The organism is Nitrosomonas ureae, from assembly GCF_900206265.1.
Lineage (GTDB): Bacteria > Pseudomonadota > Gammaproteobacteria > Burkholderiales > Nitrosomonadaceae > Nitrosomonas > Nitrosomonas ureae_C.
The window spans coordinates 64,720-81,680 of the sequence record NZ_LT907782.1; the positions used below are offsets into that span (position 1 = coordinate 64,720).

Sequence of the window (16,961 nt, forward strand, 5' to 3'; positions counted from 1 at the left end):
AATTTAATCAAGATGAATGGGTATTAATGGAGTTTATTGGCGTAAAACTTCCAGTTGCTAGAGGTAACTCGATGGTGCTAAAAATCACAGTAAATGTAGTTCCTGCACTTGGCTCACTGACAACCTTTATTCTCAGTTGATTATTTTCTGCCGCGATCTTGACGATGGACAAACCAATGCCGCTCGTTGCTTTGTTATGGAGTGCTGCTCTAGGAGAATAAAAATATTCGTTAAAAATGTTGGGCAAATCTTTATCTTCGATACCAATGCCATGGTCAGTGATGGTAATGCAAGCATGCAAATTATTTCGATCGACTCGAGATGAAATTTCAACGCTAGTATTTTCATGCGAATAGGTAATCGCGTTAGTAATAATATTTTCTATAAGTATTTCTAATTGATCAGGAATTACTTTGCAAATAAAATTTTCAATGGATAAATTGAGCGTGACATTTTTAGAACTGGCAACCGGGGTTAATTTCTCGATACATTTTTGCAGGGTAGATTGAATTTCAATAGGTTCGAAAACTGCAGTGTCAAGGCAAGTGTCTTTCAATCGCTCCAATCTGAGAAGATCAAGTATTAGGCTGGACATATTTTTTGCCCGAAGATCCATTTGCTCTAATGCCGTACTTACCTCAGGTGTTGTTTCGCCCAAATAACCTTCTTTGATTAAATTTATTTTGCTGCGTATAGCATCGAGCGGGGATTTAAGTTGATGCGTGATCAATAATGCATATTGGTCTTTTTCTACTTGCGCCTGGTTGATTTGTCGGTATGCGTCAACAAGGTGGCGTTCATGAGCGCGAACAATTAGAGAAAGCCTTGAAACTACATACCATACAACAAGAAAAAGAATGTCAAGGAAAAACATCCATGTCAAAGCGCCATCTTTGCGTGCACTTTCAGACAAGAATTGACTGTTTATTAATGCCGAGAGTGGTGCTTGGGTGATTAGAAAGTTATCAATAATGATTACGATCGAGTCCATGAAGCAGACCAATATGGTTACATATAAGCTTTCACGGGTAGAAAAAAAGATGCAGGCAAGAGCAATATGCAGTACGTAGAAAAAAGAAACGGGGGTGGAGGTACTGCCAATATAATGCACGACGACTGACAAGCAGATCAGGTCAACAATGATCTGAATCCATAGATTAATCGAAGGCGAGTTATATTTGCTTGATTTGCAATGATCTAATGCGAAGATGTAAGCAATATTGGCTACAATCAGTATGATAATGATAGCTATTGGCCATTTTTGCTGCTCACTAATGCCTAATTGTGCCAGAGTATTCGATGCCGATAGCATCAGGATTTCGAAAAAAACCAGGGCAGCAATCAATATCCAGCGGAAGGTTATGAACCAGCGGATATTACTAATCAAAACATCGTCACTAAGCTTTAGTTTATCTCCCTTTATTTCAAGTAGTACGTTTTGGCTATTGGGTTTGTTCCAAGAGAATTCAGTGCTTGCCATACGAGTGTATATTGCAAAAATTATGCAGCTTCTCCCGTTTTCTTCAAGCGCTCATTAATCGTTGCCATGAGACTGACTGGCTCAACCGGTTTTTCCATGATGCAAACCCACTCATGCGAGCCATCTTCAAAATATGGCCGAATCATGTCACCTAGAGACGTCAGAAAAATAGTTTGAATTTGCGGAAATTGCTTGTGGATTTTTGCATAAGTGATCAAACCAGCATCCATGGATTCAACCATGACATCCAAGATGGCCAAATCCGGTCTTTTAGTTTCATCTTGTAGTGAATCGATAAATTCCTGCATTGATAAATAACTATCAACTTCATATCCATTTTTAAATAGTATTCGTTGAATTGATTCGCGGATATCCGAATCATCATCAACGTGAGCAATTCTGAGTGCCATAATAATTAATTCTCCTTGCTTATATTCTCTTGTAAAAACTGCAGCTTAGAAGCAGTTAAAATAAACCGTTCAATTATTGAGGTTATTGTTTAATAGATCATATCGTAGCATATGTGAATAATGTGTGAAATGTGAATATCGGTCATATATTGGAAAAATATAATCTTTGGGAGAAATAAATCTACGGAAGAGATGAGTAAATTTTCTTGAGCTGAGCAATTCCAGTAATTTGATCTGAAGAAATTTCTGGGAATATTCTATGCTTAAGAAATATGAGTATAAATTACATTTATTTAAGTTTTAGGTCTGTGAATATCAAACAATGAACAACCCCGCCGCAAGCGGCGGGGTATCAGAAGAGAGCGAGTTGTCTGTCTTCGTATAACTGCTGATAGACATCTCCGTGCTTTTTAACGTAATCTCTTATTGTGTCCTCATCGCCATGACGGCCAACTGTACTGACGAAATAACCATCAGTCCAGAATTCCCCGCCCCACAACTGTTTCTTCACATGAGGACATAAGCGAAATACCTCCCGCGCCGTGATACTCTTGATCAGTGTCACCAGTTTTGTGACACTGTATGCGGGAACCGACTGCACCAGAAAATGCACATGATCCTTATCTGTACCAATCTCCATGAATTTCAACTGGTAACGCCGTTCGAGATCTAAACAGACATCCCGCAACACCCCGTCCACAGCTTCATCAAATACGGCGCGGCGATATTTCGCCCCAAGGGGCGGGGAATAAATCCCGGAGAGATTTAATATCTGACAGATGTGATTCCTTCCTTTGAGAGCGGGATCATTCATTGCCGGTAACCGTGTTATGGTATTTACAATCTAGAACGCAATGTGTTGAGTCTTAATGAATGGTCGGTTCGACTTCTCGAAAAATTGCATCAATAGCCAGTGCATCTAAGCGATATTTACGATTACAGATATCGTCGCTAACAATGACTTCGCCAAATTCTTTCAGAATTGAATTAACTTCTTTGCGCCCAAGTGATCGAAGCATGGAATAAATCTTAGCAGGATCTTCCTGGCAACCGTATTGAACGGATTGAGCATCGAAAATGCGAATGGTTTCTTCATAAAATAAACGTGTCAAGATTTCTTCTGCAGTTAGATCGAATAAATTATGATCCTGGATTGTGGCCGCTAGAGCCTCGGTACGAACCCAGCCATCGGGATCCTGTAAGTCGGCATTTGGCAGTTTTTGTAGCAATAAACCAAAAATGGCATTGTGAGTTGTAACCAGAAATAAACGCGATGGCAGTTGATCGGATTGCCTGAAGTAATGTTCAAAAATTTCAGCAATTGTTTTGCCATCAAGCGGTACGATGCTTTGATATGATTCTCGCATTGATGGCATATCGAGTGTAAGGACTAAGTGGCCATACCCAAGTAAATCGGGAACTGATTGCACTTCGATGCTTTGTTCGCATTTCGCCATGCCACGGAGATGCAGGCTATCAGTACAATCCATTACCAGCATGGAGATAGGGCCGTTACCTGTTAGTTGTATGATCAAGCGCCCGGTTTGTTTGAGGTTCTCGCCCAGCAGCAAGGTAACTGCGCTCATTTCACCCAGCAATTGTGTGACAGACTGAGGATAGTTGCGCCCGGATACCATTTCCTGCCAGACAGAATCGAGATGTACGACAGCGCCGCGTATATCCAAATTTTCCAGTAGGAAACGTTGTACATAATTGCTCATTATAACCCTCTGATTGTGATAATTGGTTGATATTACGAGCGAGTATTGTGCAATGTCATCCAGGTTTAATCGAATGCAATAGCGCTAGCACCAAATTGTGATTGCTCCGAATAAATAGTAGATGGATTTGATGAGATCAATCACTTCACTAAATCACTCTGTAATATCGTATTGTAAAAATGCCGGATCGAAATTTGATATTTCTTTGCGACTCTTTCAATCTGGGTTGTCAGTCATTCAATTGATGTTGCATGAAATAAGGCTGCATAAGAGAAGTTTTATTTCAAATTGCGATGGTAGATCATCGTTAATGATAATAGAGAAATGGAGAGAAATTCAAATTATTTCTTTTGTAATTCGATAACTGTTAAGGAAACGCTGAACAACTAGCGGTTCCCAGATTTTTCAGTACTGCTGCCCGTCTTTTTCAACAGGAATGCTCGTCAATTCATTTTTCAGTGGTATTTTGTCGTCAAATTCCCCTTGTTTCTGCTCATTGCCCGCCGTTTCTTGTAACTGTGTAGTCAAGATCTGTGAAGCTCGATTGGCGTGACATGGTGTAATATTATTACCATGATTCACATGACCAGTGGAAGACTAACTTGAATATTGTTTAAGAATTTAAATTTGTAAGTTTATGACTGAAATAGGATCTCAATCGAAATGGATTAAATTGACCTGCTTATATGAAATTTCTCGTGATATGTTAGCAATTCATTGTGTTGACGAATTGTGTCAGAAATTGATAAAGCATATAAAATCGATATGGCATGTATCAGATCAAGTTTTTCCTTTTATCGACATTGATGACAAAAGCTATACGGAAGGTAGAATTCCACAAGGGTTAGAGCATAGGTTTTCTATTTCGATAATCACGAATGGCAAAATTCGAGGACAGATAGGAGTCCACTGTATGGATCAATCCATTATATCTTTGATGGAAAATGAGGATCCAATTTTTCTACCGAACATAGCAGTTGATCTTGGTTCATGGTTGGAACGGAATCAGCAATTGGATAAAAAAGTACTTCTGGATGCAGCTAGAGTGATTGAAAGAGTATTTGATAGGCATGTGATCATAGCAATTACGGATAATTTGGGAATAATAAATTATGTCAATGAAAGATTTTGTACTGTCTCAAAATATTCATTCGAAGAATTAATCGGTCAAGATCATCGAATTATTAATTCTGGTCATCACTCCAAAGAGTTTTTCTTTAGCTTATGGAGCACAATTACGAAAGGCGAAACATGGAAAGGAGAAATTAAGAATCGCGCTAAGGATGGAACTTATTATTGGGTTGCTACAACAATTGTGCCTTTTCTTGATGATGTTGGATTGCCGTATCAATATGCTTCAATATTGAATGAAGTAACCGAATATAAGCAACTGGAACAAAAAATGGAGAAACAAGTTATAGAATTGGCGCGATCAAACGATGAGTTGGAACAATTCGCATATGTTGTTACTCATGATCTGCAAGAGCCACTTAGGGCTATTAATAGCTTTGTTCAATTGCTCAAAAAATACTGCTACACACAATTGGATCAGCGTGCGAATAATTTGATTTCGCATGCAGTTGCCGGTACTGAGCGTATGCAGCAGCTTATCGACGATTTGTTGACCTATGCTCAGGCGAATGCAAGTCAAGACTTCATAGAAATAGATTGTGAACAATTGTTAAATAATGTGGAAGCGGATTTATTTATTACCATCAGCGAATGTAGTGCAATCATTACGCATGATCATCTTCCCGTTGTTAAAGGAATTCATTTCCAGTTTATTCAGCTGTTTACCAATCTAATCAATAATGCGCTTAAATTTCAAAGGGCTCAACCACCCCAAATACATATTGGAGTGGAAGAAAAGCAAGATGAATGGATTTTTTTGATATCGGATAATGGAATCGGTATCGAGAAACAATACCTAAAGCGGATTTTTCGAGTATTTCAGCGGTTGCATAGTCGCAATGACTATGCAGGTACTGGGATTGGTTTGGCAATATGTAAAAAAGTGGTAGAACATCATGGGGGAAAGATATGGGCTAGTTCAGAACTCAATGTAGGTTCATCGTTTTATTTCACCATACCTAAAATAGAATAAATGCAATGCGCCATAAAAATAGTATTGAATCCAATACCATTCTGATGATTGACGACAATCCTACTGATGTTTTGTTGATTAAAGAAGCTTTTGCTTTATGTGGTGAAAATTGTGAGGTGTATGTAGCAGAAGATGGTGTGTATGCATTAGAGTTTTTAAAACAGCAAGGGCAATATAGTCATGTTCCTCGCCCAAATATTATTTTGCTGGATTTGAATATGCCGAGAAAAAGCGGATTAGAAGTACTAAAAGAACTCAAAGATGATCTTGATTTGAGAAGCATACCTGTCATCATTTATACTTCCTCTACAACTAAAGAGGATGTCAGATCCGCATACCGGAGTTATGCGAATGGTTATATCAAAAAATCAGCTGATTTTGATGGTTGTATAAAAATAGCCAAAACGATCCAATATTATTGGTTTTTTACCTCAATACTCAATGAGCCTTAATGTGCAATGATCATACCTAAGATTCATATCTTACTAATTGAAGATAATGAAACTGATGCAATACTGGTAGAGAGTGATTTGCAACAAGCAATGGGTGATCAGATAGCGGTGACTCATGTAGAGCGATTAAGTTCTGCGATAGAGTTAATTCACAAAAAATCTTTTGATCTGATTTTGTCAGATCTGACTTTGCCCGATAGCGACGGGATTACAACGATAAAGCAATTGAGGGAACATGCGATAAGCACACCCATTGCTGTCTTATCTTTTAGGGATGATGAAAAGCTTGCGATCAAAGCAATAAAAGCCGGTGCCCAAGACTATCTCGTGAAGGGCAGTCTTACTGAAGGTGTGCTTGCACGAGTGATTCGCTATTCAATTGAGAGACAGCGTATCGAGGAAAGTAACAGGAAGGCGCAGAAAAGATTTCAAACCATTTTTGAGAAAGCCCCTTTGGGCATTGCATTGGTTAATTTGCATACCGGAAGATACTATGATGTGAATCCAAAGTATGCATCTATTGTAGGTAGGCATATGGATGAGCTTATCAATATCAGTCATGCGGATATTATTCATCCAGATGATTTGCAGTCTTATCATGATGATATTGAAAGCTTCTTAAATAGCGGGCTGGTTGATTGCAAAATAGAAAAAAGAATTCTGCATCAGGATATTTCAGTTATCTGGATTAAAATTTCTATTGTGCCGTTTGAGGCAATTGCGAGTAATGAAATATGTTATTTATGTATGATCGAAGACATTACTGAACGTAAACAGATGATTGAGAATTTACATCAATTGGCTGCGCATTTACAAGACATACGAGAAGAAGAAAGAACCAGGATTGGTCGTGAAATACATGATGTTCTCGGGGGGACTTTAACTGTTCTAAAGATGGATCTAGATTGGCTTTCAAAAAAAATAACCGCGGAGCCAATGCACGAACGAATCAAATTATTATATCAATTAACGGGTGAAGCTATAGAAACCGCACGTCGAGTTTCAGTAAATTTACGTCCCAATGTACTGGATAACTTAGGGCTATTGGGTGCAATTGAGTGGCTCGTGCGTGAATTGGAGCAGCGAACAAAAATTGATTGCATATTGGAATCAACAATATCGAATTTATCTTGTCATAACAAAAGTTACGAAACAGCTATTTTTAGAATTATTCAGGAAGTATTTATCAACATTACCCGGCACTCGAATGCAACCAAAGTTGATGTAGAGCTTGTTGAGGACGAAGATAATATTATTATTACGATTAAGGATAATGGTGTTGGCATTACAAAATTGCAAATACTAAATCCTCAATCATTTGGAATTATCAGCATGTATGAAAGAACGCAACAATTTGGCGGTGAGTTTGAAATATCGGGTATAGCGTCACAAGGTAGTGTCGCAATACTTAGAATACCACTCGCTTTAGTAACATGTGTTGAGGAATCAATCAATGGTTAAGGTGCTGATTGCAGATGATCACGCATTATTTCGTGATGGGCTTAAACGGATTTTCAGTGAAACGGATGATATTAAAGTTGTTGCAGAAGCGATTAATGGCAAAGATACTATAAAAAAGGCGAAGGAATACAATTGGGACATTGCTCTATTGGATATTAACCTTCCTGATATGAATGGATTGGAGGTTTTAAAACGAATTTCATCTGCAAATTTACCTTCATATGTATTGGTTCTTAGCATGTATCCCGAGGAAGAATATGCGATCTGAGCGATTCGTTCAGGAGCATCGGGATATATGACAAAAGATAGTCCGACCGATCAACTTATTAATGTAGTTCGTCGTCTTGCTAATGGTGGTAAATATGTTAATCCAGAGCTGGCAGAAAAACTTTTGTTTACTCCGCTCATAAATTCAGAGAAATTGATACATACCACATTCTCAGACCGGGAATTTCATGTTTTTAAACTTATCGTCTCTGGAGAATCTTTAACCTCTATAGCCAATAAACTGTCTCTCAGTGTCAAAACCGTTAGTACTTATCGTTCACGTCTTCTGGAAAAGATGCGTATGAAAAATAATGCACAACTGGTTCGATACGCAATTCAGCACAGGCTAATTGAGTAGGAAATAGTATTATATATATGTATTTAATCTCTTTCGGACTGATTTCCTGCTCCTTTCGATGTAGCGGAAGTGTTTCTTGCTTAATATATTAGATTGTTTTCGAGAATGTGATTTGCTCAGGATCAGTTTTGTATTTTGCAATCATGATGACTATCATATTGAGACCTTTACAAAAATACGCGATTTTTTATTTTGATGAAATTCTGGGTTTATCTTTATATGGCAGTGTGATTTTTAGCCATTTTTCTACAAATGAGCAGGGAATAATCACTCTAAACCGGGCATTCCCGATCAAGAAGACGCAATATCCCAATCCCTATGTTTGCGTGATTAATCGGCGATCGGCGAAGTGTTTGGGTAATCCCCCCATTATTAACCGAAGTTAAAAGTAGAGGTTAATGCGCTAACTGAGCGAGCTTTTGTTTTGGTGTTATTCCTCCAATGGCCGTATTAGGCTGTTCATGATTATAGGTCCACAACCATTTTGTTGCATAGTCCTGAACTTCGGCGATTGACTCAAAGCAGTGCTGGCTTAACCAGTCATAACGTACGGTTCTGTTGTAACGTTCAATGTAGGCGTTTTGCTGAGGTTTGCCGGGCTGTATGAATTCCAGTTGTATGCCGTTCTTTGCCGCCCAGGCAGAGAGTAAGCCGCTGATGTACTCAGGGCCGTTGTCACAGCGAATCCGCTTTGGCTTGCCGCGCCATTCGATCAGGCGATCCAGCGTGCGTATGACGCGCCCTGCAGGTAAGGAGAAATCCACCTCTATTCCCAATCCTTCACGATTGCAGTCGTCCAGTATATTGAGTAACCGAAAGCTGCGGCCATCTTCCAATTGGTCATACATGAAATCCATTGACCAGGTTTCATTGATGGTTAACGGTACCGCCAGCACTTCCGGCTTGTCACGTTTGAGCCGCTTTCTCGGCTTGATCCGCATGTTCAGTTCCAACTCCCGGTAAATACGATAAACACGCTTGTGGTTCCAGAAAAAACCTTTTACATTGTGTAAGTACAGAAAGCATAAACCAAACCCCCAGTTTCGCTGATTGTGCGTCAACCGCAGCAGCCAATCGGCAATGATACGGTTATCAGCATTGAGCCTGGCTTGATAACGGTAACATGTTTCGCTGATATCATAGATCTCACACGCCAGGCGGATACTGATCCTTTTTTGCTTAACAACCTGTTTAGCCATGTCGCGCCGCTGCCAGGGCGCTACCACTTTTTTTCGAGGGCTTCCTTACGTAGCTCGGATTTTAACCGTTCCTCAGCATACATCTTTTTCAACCAGCGATTCTCTTCTTCAAGTTCCTTGAGTCGGGCTATCATTGATGCATCCATACCGCCGTATTTGCTGCGCCATTTGTAAAATGTCGCATTACTCATACCGTGTTCACGGCACAATTCAGGCACCGGCACTCCTCCCTCGGCCTGTTTGAGTATCGCCATGATCTGGCTGTCACTGAATTTCGATTTCTTCATTGCAGAATCTCCTGTCTATATAAATTACAAGAAAATTCTACTTCTGACTCCTGTTATTTTCTGGGGAGATTACCTTTGGGCAGCCTTTTCAAGTTATACGCCATCGCCAGGAGCAGATGCCAGGCATGCGCTTTGGCCAGACCACGGTAACGCAGGATTTTGGCATTGAACCAGCTTGCCTGGCTGCCGAAGGTGCGCTCTACCCCATACCGCGCTTTCGCGATCAGGTGATTGCGCCATAACTGCCGGCGCGTCAACGGGTTGTGCTTCGCGGCTTTATCCTGAATGCCGTTTTTAATGCCGCGTGATTTCAGCGCAACGCGATGTTTCTGGCTGCTATACGCCCTGTCGGCGTGAACACGGACTCCCGGCTGGATATTGGCTTTGTCGAGCAAATCCAGCAGTGGCTTGCTATCATGGCAATTGGCCACGGTAGTTTCAACCACCAGCACCAAACCATTGTCATCGACTACCGTAGCTGGGTCGCTTCAACGACTTGCACGCTGTCCGGGCATCCGCTTCATCATCCCGTTCTTCCCGATCACTCACCACTTCATAAGCAGGCCTGGCTTTAAGTTTACGCGGACTCTGCGTAATGCTCGCATCAATATGATTGCCTTTCATGACCATAATGTCGTACATTTGTATTTGCTCATTTATCCGTGTTAACAATCCATCCCAAGCGCCCGCTCCCGTCAGCCGGGTTCGAAAGCGCGACAGCACGGAATGATCCGGCACATCGTCTTCCAGTGACAGTCCCAGAAAGCGCATCACGTGCAGATTCGAGTTCGCCATGTCTTCCACCGACTCATCGCTTAAACCGCCGTTCCAGATTCCTACCAGCAGCATCTTGAACAGCAGCAAACCCGGATACGCCGGACGGCCCGCTGCATCCAATACCGGTGCGTAATGGACTGTGATCGCTTTCTCTATCGAATTCCAGTCTATCAATTGATCAATCTGCTTCAGGAAATTCCCTTTCCGCGTGCGGCGGGTTACATCATATTCCGAAAAACTCATGACCATCGCTTCAATTCATTGTTTCAAAATATAAATTATATCATCCGATCCATTGCTCCAGGATTGTAACCGCGCAAAGGTCTCATATTAAAGCATTTGTTTCTATATGGGGAAAGACTGATAGTTGCACCGATACACACATTAAAGGATAATTACGATTTTTTGGTTTCCCTTGGGAGCTGAATAATTTAAGGATATTAGTAATGAAAGCAGAGATTCATCCAGATTATCATGAAATAACTGTAACTTGCAGTTGTGGTAATGTTTTTAACACGCGCTCGACTATGAATAAACCTTTAGCTATTGAAGTATGTTCACTTTGTCATCCATTTTATACGGGTAAACAAAAAATTGTTGATACTGCTGGTAGAGTTGAGAAATTTCGCCAAAAATACAATAAATAGTGATCTAAATAACTGTTGATACTTAACGTTAATAAGCCAGTATCTTCAGCTATATTGGCTGAAGATACTAAACGCTTGGTTTCGGTATATATTTTCATCAATAATGAACGGCGAGCCAGATAGTTTCGTTTTCTGGATTTGTCCATGAGACCCTGTGCTTTTTATGGGCGGGGATATTGATAAAATCTCCTTCTTTAAGTTGCACAGAAGTTTGATCCTCAAAAGTAATTATGGCTTCTCCTTTGAGAACTATCACCCATTCATTCTTTTTCTGATCACACCAAGACGATGATTGTTGACCTTTTGAAATAATTCTTTCAATTATTATCGTATCATCGTTGATTAAAGGCTCAAAAATTTCACACTTCAAATTTTTAGGAATTTTTGAGAAAATATTTTGTGATTTCATTCTCGTTTGATCAATAAAACAAGGTGGTTCAAAAAATTGTAATGGCTCGTAGTGCAGTAACCTCACAGTAATAGGTGCTTAAATTGCGAGCCGATCTAAACATTCTCTAGTATTTGTTTTATTTGAATCTCTGCGGGTTTAATTCCCCGCCCCCTTGGGGCGAAAGCTGGTTGAAAACCAGCAGATTGTAGAGCGCAGTTAATACCCCGCTGCTTGCGGCGGGGTGCTTTATTCTAAGTATTAGAAAAAATATTGCTCGTGTTTTCTTTAGCTGGTAATCCCCCCATTATTAACCGAAGTTAAAAGTAGAGGTTAATGCGCTAACTGAGCGAGCTTTTGTTTTGGTGTTATTCCTCCAATGGCCGTATTAGGCTGTTCATGATTATAGGTCCACAACCATTTTGTTGCATAGTCCTGAACTTCGGCGATTGACTCAAAGCAGTGCTGGCTTAACCAGTCATAACGTACGGTTCTGTTGTAACGTTCAATGTAGGCGTTTTGCTGAGGTTTGCCGGGCTGTATGAATTCCAGTTGTATGCCGTTCTTTGCCGCCCAGGCAGAGAGTAAGCCGCTGATGTACTCAGGGCCGTTGTCACAGCGAATCCGCTTTGGCTTGCCGCGCCATTCGATCAGGCGATCCAGCGTGCGTATGACGCGCCCTGCAGGTAAGGAGAAATCCACCTCTATTCCCAATCCTTCACGATTGCAGTCGTCCAGTATATTGAGTAACCGAAAGCTGCGGCCATCTTCCAGTTGGTCATACATGAAATCCATTGACCAGGTTTCATTGATGGTTAACGGTACCGCCAGCACTTCCGGCTTGTCACGTTTGAGCCGCTTTCTCGGCTTGATCCGCATGTTCAGTTCCAACTCCCGGTAAATACGATAAACACGCTTGTGGTTCCAGAAAAAACCTTTTACATTGCGTAAGTACAGAAAGCATAAACCAAACCCCCAGTTTCGCTGATTGTGCGTCAACCGCAGCAGCCAATCGGCAATGATACGGTTATCAGCATTGAGCCTGGCTTGATAACGGTAACATGTTTCGCTGATATCATAGATCTCACACGCCAGGCGGATACTGATCCTTTTTTGCTTAACAACCTGTTTAGCCATGTCGCGCCGCTGCCAGGGCGCTACCACTTTTTTTCGAGGGCTTCCTTACGTAGCTCGGATTTTAACCGTTCCTCAGCATACATCTTTTTCAACCAGCGATTCTCTTCTTCAAGTTCCTTGAGTCGGGCTATCATTGATGCATCCATACCGCCGTATTTGCTGCGCCATTTGTAAAATGTCGCATTACTCATACCGTGTTCACGGCACAATTCAGGCACCGGCACTCCTCCCTCGGCCTGTTTGAGTATCGCCATGATCTGGCTGTCACTGAATTTCGATTTCTTCATTGCAGAATCTCCTGTCTATATAAATTACAAGAAAATTCTACTTCTGACTCCTGTTATTTTCTGGGGGGATTACCAGTTCATCTGCTTATCTGTCACATATTCTAAATATAAAGAACAAAATAAGGTGTAATAGTTAGATTGTTTATTAATTTAACATTTCTTAAGAGTATCAGAATAGAGGTATGTACTAACTCATAATGAAATTTGATGTAAGATGCTGTTAGTTAGTTGAGATTAATCTTTGTATTCAAATTTACCTTTCTTGATGTGAAGGATTAAAAGATAAGAAGTACAAATTAATATCGTGTATGTACTTAAGAGGAGATGATTATTTAAATTTTTTCTTTAAGTTTATTAATATGTATATGATTTATAATAAATATTTGTATTTTTGGTAAGGTCGCGACTTGAATGTTAAAGTTTTAAATTGAATTGTCGTAGCTAGGCTTAGCTTGAAATAGTTTTTGATCTTTCTAATATTATAGTTAATTGTTTTAACTTCAATTTAATTTAATCTTGTTACGGTATAGCTTGTATTATTTAGGGATATATATAGAGAGCAGTTTGATTGAAATTGTCATCATAATGAAGAGGAAAGCACTATGGTATTAGCACACATAAGAATGATTTCGATAATAGGACTAGTGTTTATTACCGTTCTCACTCTTACTGCTTGCGATAAAGAATCTAACACAAAAAAATCTGGGCAATCAATAGTAAGTGTTAATGGTTCTGAGATTACTATGCTTCAACTTAACGATGAAATAAGGCGGAGTAATATCCGGGCTGATCAATATGAGAGTGCGCGCGAACAATTATTGGAATCGCTCATTGCTCGTCAATTGATAGTTGACGAAGCTATAAGGAATAAGCTTGATCGTACACCTGAAGTGATGCAGGCACGGGAGCGTGCGAATGCCCAAGTGATTGCACAAGCATATTTACAGGGAATTATCAGTAAGATCGCAAAACCATCTAAAGCTGAGATTGAAGATTATTTCCAGAAAAATCCAGAGTTGTTTGCACAGCGCAAGCAATTTGATTTGACTACCGTACGAATTGCAACTAGTGATGTCAGTGAGGAGTTAAAGAGAGTAATAGATGCAGCAAAATCTATCGAAGAGGTTGTAACTTGGCTTGATAAAAATAAAATCCAATATTTTCGTACCCTGGCAACCCGAAGTAGTGCTGATCTACCGTTACAATTAGTTTTAATGTTGCGTGAAAAAAGTAAAGACACTATTTATATCATCAATGAGCAAGAAAAAAGTATCTTGATTTCAGTTAATGCAATTAAAGATAATTCAGTTTCAGAGACTGCTGCGGCACCACAAATTGAAAGATTTTTGATCAATCAAAAATATAAAGAAGCAACAGATGCTGAAATTACACGTTTACGTACTTCAGCAAAAATTGAATATCTAAATGCGAAAACACCAGAACCCACTAATATAGAGAAATCGGAGAATCAGTCATTAAAAATTTTTCCAGAAACTTTGGGTAATATTGACAATCCATCTGGAACAATTTCTGAAGGAGTAATTGAGCGGGGTATTTCAGGGCTAAAATAAACATTTAGCTGTTGGATATAGGACAAATTAAGGATAAGTACATGGAAAATATTATGAAGAAAGGGTGGCTATTGATTGTGTTTATGGTACTACTCTGGATAACTGGCATCGCTACTGCAGCTAATGGAGAAAAAAAAGAAAGCGTATTGGGACCCGGAGATACATTAAAAATATTTGTATTTGGTCAGCCAGATATGACTACTGAAGTGAAAGTAAGTGAGGCTGGAAATATAACTTTTCCTCTATTAGGTGAAATATTTGTTGATGGACTAACACCTTCTGAAACTGAAAGAAAAATAGTTAAGCTGCTTGAGAGTAAAGATATTTTACGTAAGCCACAAGTAAACATCATTACTGCTTCGTTACAAAGTCAAATGGTATCTGTACTTGGCTATGTGCGTAACCAAGGGCGATATCCAATTGAGGGTAAACGCAGGTTGACCGAAATTCTGGCTATGGCAGGAGGGATTATTCCTGATGGGGCAGAACAGATTACTTTAATTCGTTCGAATGGTAGTAAATATGTTAAAGATGTAATCGATGTTTTGGAGATGATTCGGTCTGGCGATTTAAATCGTGATTTGAACATACGAAGTGATGATCTTGTCTATGTTGAAAGAGCCCCTCGTTTTTATATTTATGGTGAAGTACAACGTGCTGGAGTATACAAGCTTGAGCGTAATATGACAGTTATGCAAGCGTTGTCTGTGGGGGGTGGATTAACTCAACGAGGAACTGAACGTGGTTTGCGGATTCAGCGTCGCGGGGTAGGGGGGAATCTGCAAATTCTAACTGTTAAATCGAGCGATTTGGTAGAGCCTGACGATGTAATTTATATAAAAGAAAGTCTGTTTTGATATTTGCTTCAGGATTTTTCGATTTGTGCTGTGAAGTACACAGTGTAAGTTTAATCTCTGCGGGTTTAATTCCCCGCCCCCTTGGGGCGAAAGCTGGTTGAAAACCAGCAGATTGTAGAGCGCAGTTAATACCCCGCTGCTTGCGGCGGGGTGCTTTATTGAGGTTAGAAATAGGATTGTACGCATGGATTTTTCTCGATTTTTTCTTATTATTTTAGCCCGCCGTACACTGATACTCTTAACACTTGTTGTGACAATGTCAACCACTTTATTGGTTAGCTTGTTAATGTCAAAGAGCTATAAGTCAACAGCGGTGATGGTACTTACCCATAAGGGGGCGGATCCTGTAACGGGATTGATAATGTCACCACAGCAAATTACAGGTTACATGGCGACACAATTAGACATTATTAAAAGCTCAAGAACTGCATTGATGGTAGTTGATCAACTACGACTTGATCAGAATGAAGCTGTTGTGAGTCAACACAAACAAAGCAATTCTTCGTTGGGAATGCGCGAATGGTTGGCTGCTTTGCTCCTTAAGAATCTGGAAATTGAGACATCACGTGATAGTAGTGTGATTCGTATAAGTTTTAAAGGTACTGATCCTGCCTTTACTTCTGTTATTGCTAATGCTTTTGCAAATGCATATCAAGAAATTAGCATACGCCTTACAGTTGAGCCTTCACAAAAGGCAGCAACTTATTTTACTGATCAGCTTAATGTATTACGTGATAGATTGGAGATTGCACAAAAAAAACTAACTCAATATCAACACTCACATGGAATTATTGATGCAGATTTTCGGCTTGATGTTGAAACAAAACGATTGAATGATCTGGCTAGTCAATTGGTGGCGGCACAAGCAGATCTGATTGGTGCAGAATCAAAACAAGAAGACGGTAATCGGAGTGGCGAGGCACATAGTGTTGCTAGAAATGCGGTAATTAACAATCTTAAAATCAATTTGTCGCAAGCTGAATCAAGGTTCTCTGATATTGCTCAAAAACTAGGTAAAAATCATCCTAGCTATATAGGAGCAAAAGCAGAAGTTGACAAACTTAGATCTGAGCTAAGTAGGCACATAAGCTTTACTGATAGAAGCGCAATCCATCAGGAAGCTGAGATTCGTAAGGCTCTTGAAGAGCAGAAAACAAAAGTGCTGACATTAAACCGTTCAAGAGATGAACTTCAAATTCTTGAAAGAGAAGTGGATGGTGCGCAGCAGGCGTATAACAGTGCGATGCAACGTTTAAATCAAACTAATCTTGAAGGACAATCCAATTTATCGAGTGTTTCTATACTTGACACAGCAAAAACTCCAGATAAGCCAGATAGTCCTAAAATATTACTCAATTTGACTTTATCAGCATTTTTGGGAACTTTACTGGGAGTAGGGGCAGGATTGCTTGCAGAAATGATTGATCGACGAGTTCGCTCGGCAGAAGATCTAGTCGAAGTTCTCCATGCTCCTGTATTGGGTATTATAAAGCGCGGCATTCCGAAAGAAAGACGCTTACAATTAGAATTGCCTCGTTTGCTACGATGAATGATTCAG

Annotated in this window: 20 protein-coding genes; 10 read left to right on the top strand and 10 right to left on the bottom strand. The window is 39.9% G+C overall.

From position 1 onward, the window contains the following. Window positions 1-7 precede the first annotated feature (7 nt). The gene (locus CPG39_RS14955; RefSeq protein ID WP_419866153.1) at window positions 8-433 is read right to left on the bottom strand and encodes a sensor histidine kinase; all 426 of its coding nucleotides are present in this window, start codon (window positions 431-433) and stop codon (window positions 8-10) included. Between CPG39_RS14955 and CPG39_RS14960 the strand changes: the two genes are divergently transcribed. Continuing rightward, a complete protein-coding gene (locus CPG39_RS14960; RefSeq protein ID WP_374953025.1) occupies window positions 432-509 on the top strand; it encodes a hypothetical protein in 78 nt (25 codons plus the stop codon). The genes CPG39_RS14955 and CPG39_RS14960 overlap by 2 nt on opposite strands. A gap of 991 nt (window positions 510-1,500) precedes the next feature. Here CPG39_RS14960 and CPG39_RS00300 read toward each other — a convergent pair. From CPG39_RS00300 to CPG39_RS14835, 4 genes are all read right to left on the bottom strand, one after another. Beyond that, window positions 1,501-1,890: a response regulator transcription factor gene (locus tag CPG39_RS00300; protein WP_013647242.1), complete on the bottom strand. Its 390-nt coding sequence runs from the start codon at window positions 1,888-1,890 to the stop codon at window positions 1,501-1,503. 352 nt (window positions 1,891-2,242) lie between these two features. Next, window positions 2,243-2,704 carry an IS200/IS605 family transposase gene (gene tnpA, locus CPG39_RS00305; RefSeq protein WP_096291519.1) on the bottom strand — a complete coding sequence of 154 codons (462 nt, stop codon included), beginning with the start codon at window positions 2,702-2,704 and terminating at the stop codon, window positions 2,243-2,245. 52 nt (window positions 2,705-2,756) lie between these two features. Beyond that, window positions 2,757-3,611: an Hsp33 family molecular chaperone HslO gene (locus tag CPG39_RS00310; RefSeq protein WP_096291520.1), complete on the bottom strand. Its 855-nt coding sequence runs from the start codon at window positions 3,609-3,611 to the stop codon at window positions 2,757-2,759. 405 nt (window positions 3,612-4,016) lie between these two features. Further along, entirely contained in the window at window positions 4,017-4,139 is a 123-nt protein-coding gene (locus CPG39_RS14835) for a hypothetical protein (RefSeq protein WP_269457635.1), read from the bottom strand. Between the two features lie 385 nt (window positions 4,140-4,524). On the opposite strand from CPG39_RS14835, the gene CPG39_RS00315 reads away from it, so the two are divergent. The 5 genes from CPG39_RS00315 to CPG39_RS14615 are packed head-to-tail and all read left to right on the top strand — an operon-like array spanning window position 4,525 to window position 8,253. Further along, entirely contained in the window at window positions 4,525-5,715 is a 1,191-nt protein-coding gene (locus CPG39_RS00315; RefSeq protein ID WP_231990332.1) for a sensor histidine kinase, read from the top strand. 5 nt (window positions 5,716-5,720) lie between these two features. Continuing rightward, window positions 5,721-6,167, top strand: a complete 447-nt coding sequence (locus CPG39_RS00320) for a response regulator (protein WP_096291522.1) — start codon at window positions 5,721-5,723, stop codon at window positions 6,165-6,167. 6 nt (window positions 6,168-6,173) lie between these two features. Further along, entirely contained in the window at window positions 6,174-7,628 is a 1,455-nt protein-coding gene (locus CPG39_RS00325; RefSeq protein ID WP_096291523.1) for a response regulator, read from the top strand. Beyond that, window positions 7,621-7,896 carry a response regulator gene (locus CPG39_RS14610; protein ID WP_231990333.1) on the top strand — a complete coding sequence of 92 codons (276 nt, stop codon included), beginning with the start codon at window positions 7,621-7,623 and terminating at the stop codon, window positions 7,894-7,896. Before CPG39_RS00325 ends, CPG39_RS14610 begins: the two co-directional genes overlap by 8 nt. Before the next feature lie 27 nt (window positions 7,897-7,923). Further along, window positions 7,924-8,253 (top strand): response regulator transcription factor, encoded by a 330-nt coding sequence (locus CPG39_RS14615; RefSeq protein WP_231990334.1) that lies wholly within the window; start codon window positions 7,924-7,926, stop codon window positions 8,251-8,253. Between the two features lie 395 nt (window positions 8,254-8,648). Here CPG39_RS14615 and CPG39_RS00335 read toward each other — a convergent pair. From CPG39_RS00335 to CPG39_RS00345, 3 genes are all read right to left on the bottom strand, one after another. After that, window positions 8,649-9,739 (bottom strand): IS3 family transposase gene (locus CPG39_RS00335; protein ID WP_096291524.1). Its coding sequence is split into 2 segments (ribosomal slippage): window positions 8,649-9,478 and window positions 9,478-9,739, totalling 1,092 coding nucleotides; the frame shifts between segments, so codons are not numbered across the junction. Between the two features lie 53 nt (window positions 9,740-9,792). Further along, window positions 9,793-10,191, bottom strand: coding sequence for a transposase (locus CPG39_RS00340; RefSeq protein WP_231990454.1), 399 nt, complete (start codon window positions 10,189-10,191; stop codon window positions 9,793-9,795). 10 nt (window positions 10,192-10,201) lie between these two features. Further along, window positions 10,202-10,759, bottom strand: coding sequence for a transposase (locus CPG39_RS00345; protein WP_172424059.1), 558 nt, complete (start codon window positions 10,757-10,759; stop codon window positions 10,202-10,204). Between the two features lie 203 nt (window positions 10,760-10,962). Here CPG39_RS00345 and rpmE point away from each other — a divergent pair, with 203 nt between their 5' ends. Further along, on the top strand, window positions 10,963-11,163 hold the full coding sequence (gene rpmE / locus CPG39_RS00350; RefSeq protein ID WP_013647249.1) for a 50S ribosomal protein L31: 201 nt from the start codon (window positions 10,963-10,965) through the stop codon (window positions 11,161-11,163). Between the two features lie 97 nt (window positions 11,164-11,260). On the opposite strand, the gene CPG39_RS00355 is transcribed toward rpmE, so the two are convergent. Both CPG39_RS00355 and CPG39_RS00360 read right to left on the bottom strand, forming a co-directional pair. Then, window positions 11,261-11,572, bottom strand: coding sequence for a cupin domain-containing protein (locus tag CPG39_RS00355; RefSeq protein WP_013647250.1), 312 nt, complete (start codon window positions 11,570-11,572; stop codon window positions 11,261-11,263). A 312-nt stretch (window positions 11,573-11,884) separates the two neighbouring features. Continuing rightward, window positions 11,885-12,975 (bottom strand): IS3 family transposase gene (locus CPG39_RS00360; RefSeq protein WP_096291527.1). Its coding sequence is split into 2 segments (ribosomal slippage): window positions 11,885-12,714 and window positions 12,714-12,975, totalling 1,092 coding nucleotides; the frame shifts between segments, so codons are not numbered across the junction. Between the two features lie 602 nt (window positions 12,976-13,577). Between CPG39_RS00360 and CPG39_RS00365 the strand changes: the two genes are divergently transcribed. From CPG39_RS00365 to epsF, 3 genes are all read left to right on the top strand, one after another. Then, window positions 13,578-14,546, top strand: a complete 969-nt coding sequence (locus tag CPG39_RS00365) for an EpsD family peptidyl-prolyl cis-trans isomerase (protein WP_096291528.1) — start codon at window positions 13,578-13,580, stop codon at window positions 14,544-14,546. A gap of 41 nt (window positions 14,547-14,587) precedes the next feature. Further along, the gene (epsE, locus tag CPG39_RS00370; RefSeq protein ID WP_096291529.1) at window positions 14,588-15,403 is read left to right on the top strand and encodes a polysaccharide export protein EpsE; all 816 of its coding nucleotides are present in this window, start codon (window positions 14,588-14,590) and stop codon (window positions 15,401-15,403) included. 184 nt (window positions 15,404-15,587) lie between these two features. Beyond that, entirely contained in the window at window positions 15,588-16,952 is a 1,365-nt protein-coding gene (gene epsF / locus CPG39_RS00375) for a chain length determinant protein EpsF (RefSeq protein ID WP_096291530.1), read from the top strand. Window positions 16,953-16,961: the final 9 nt, after the last annotated feature.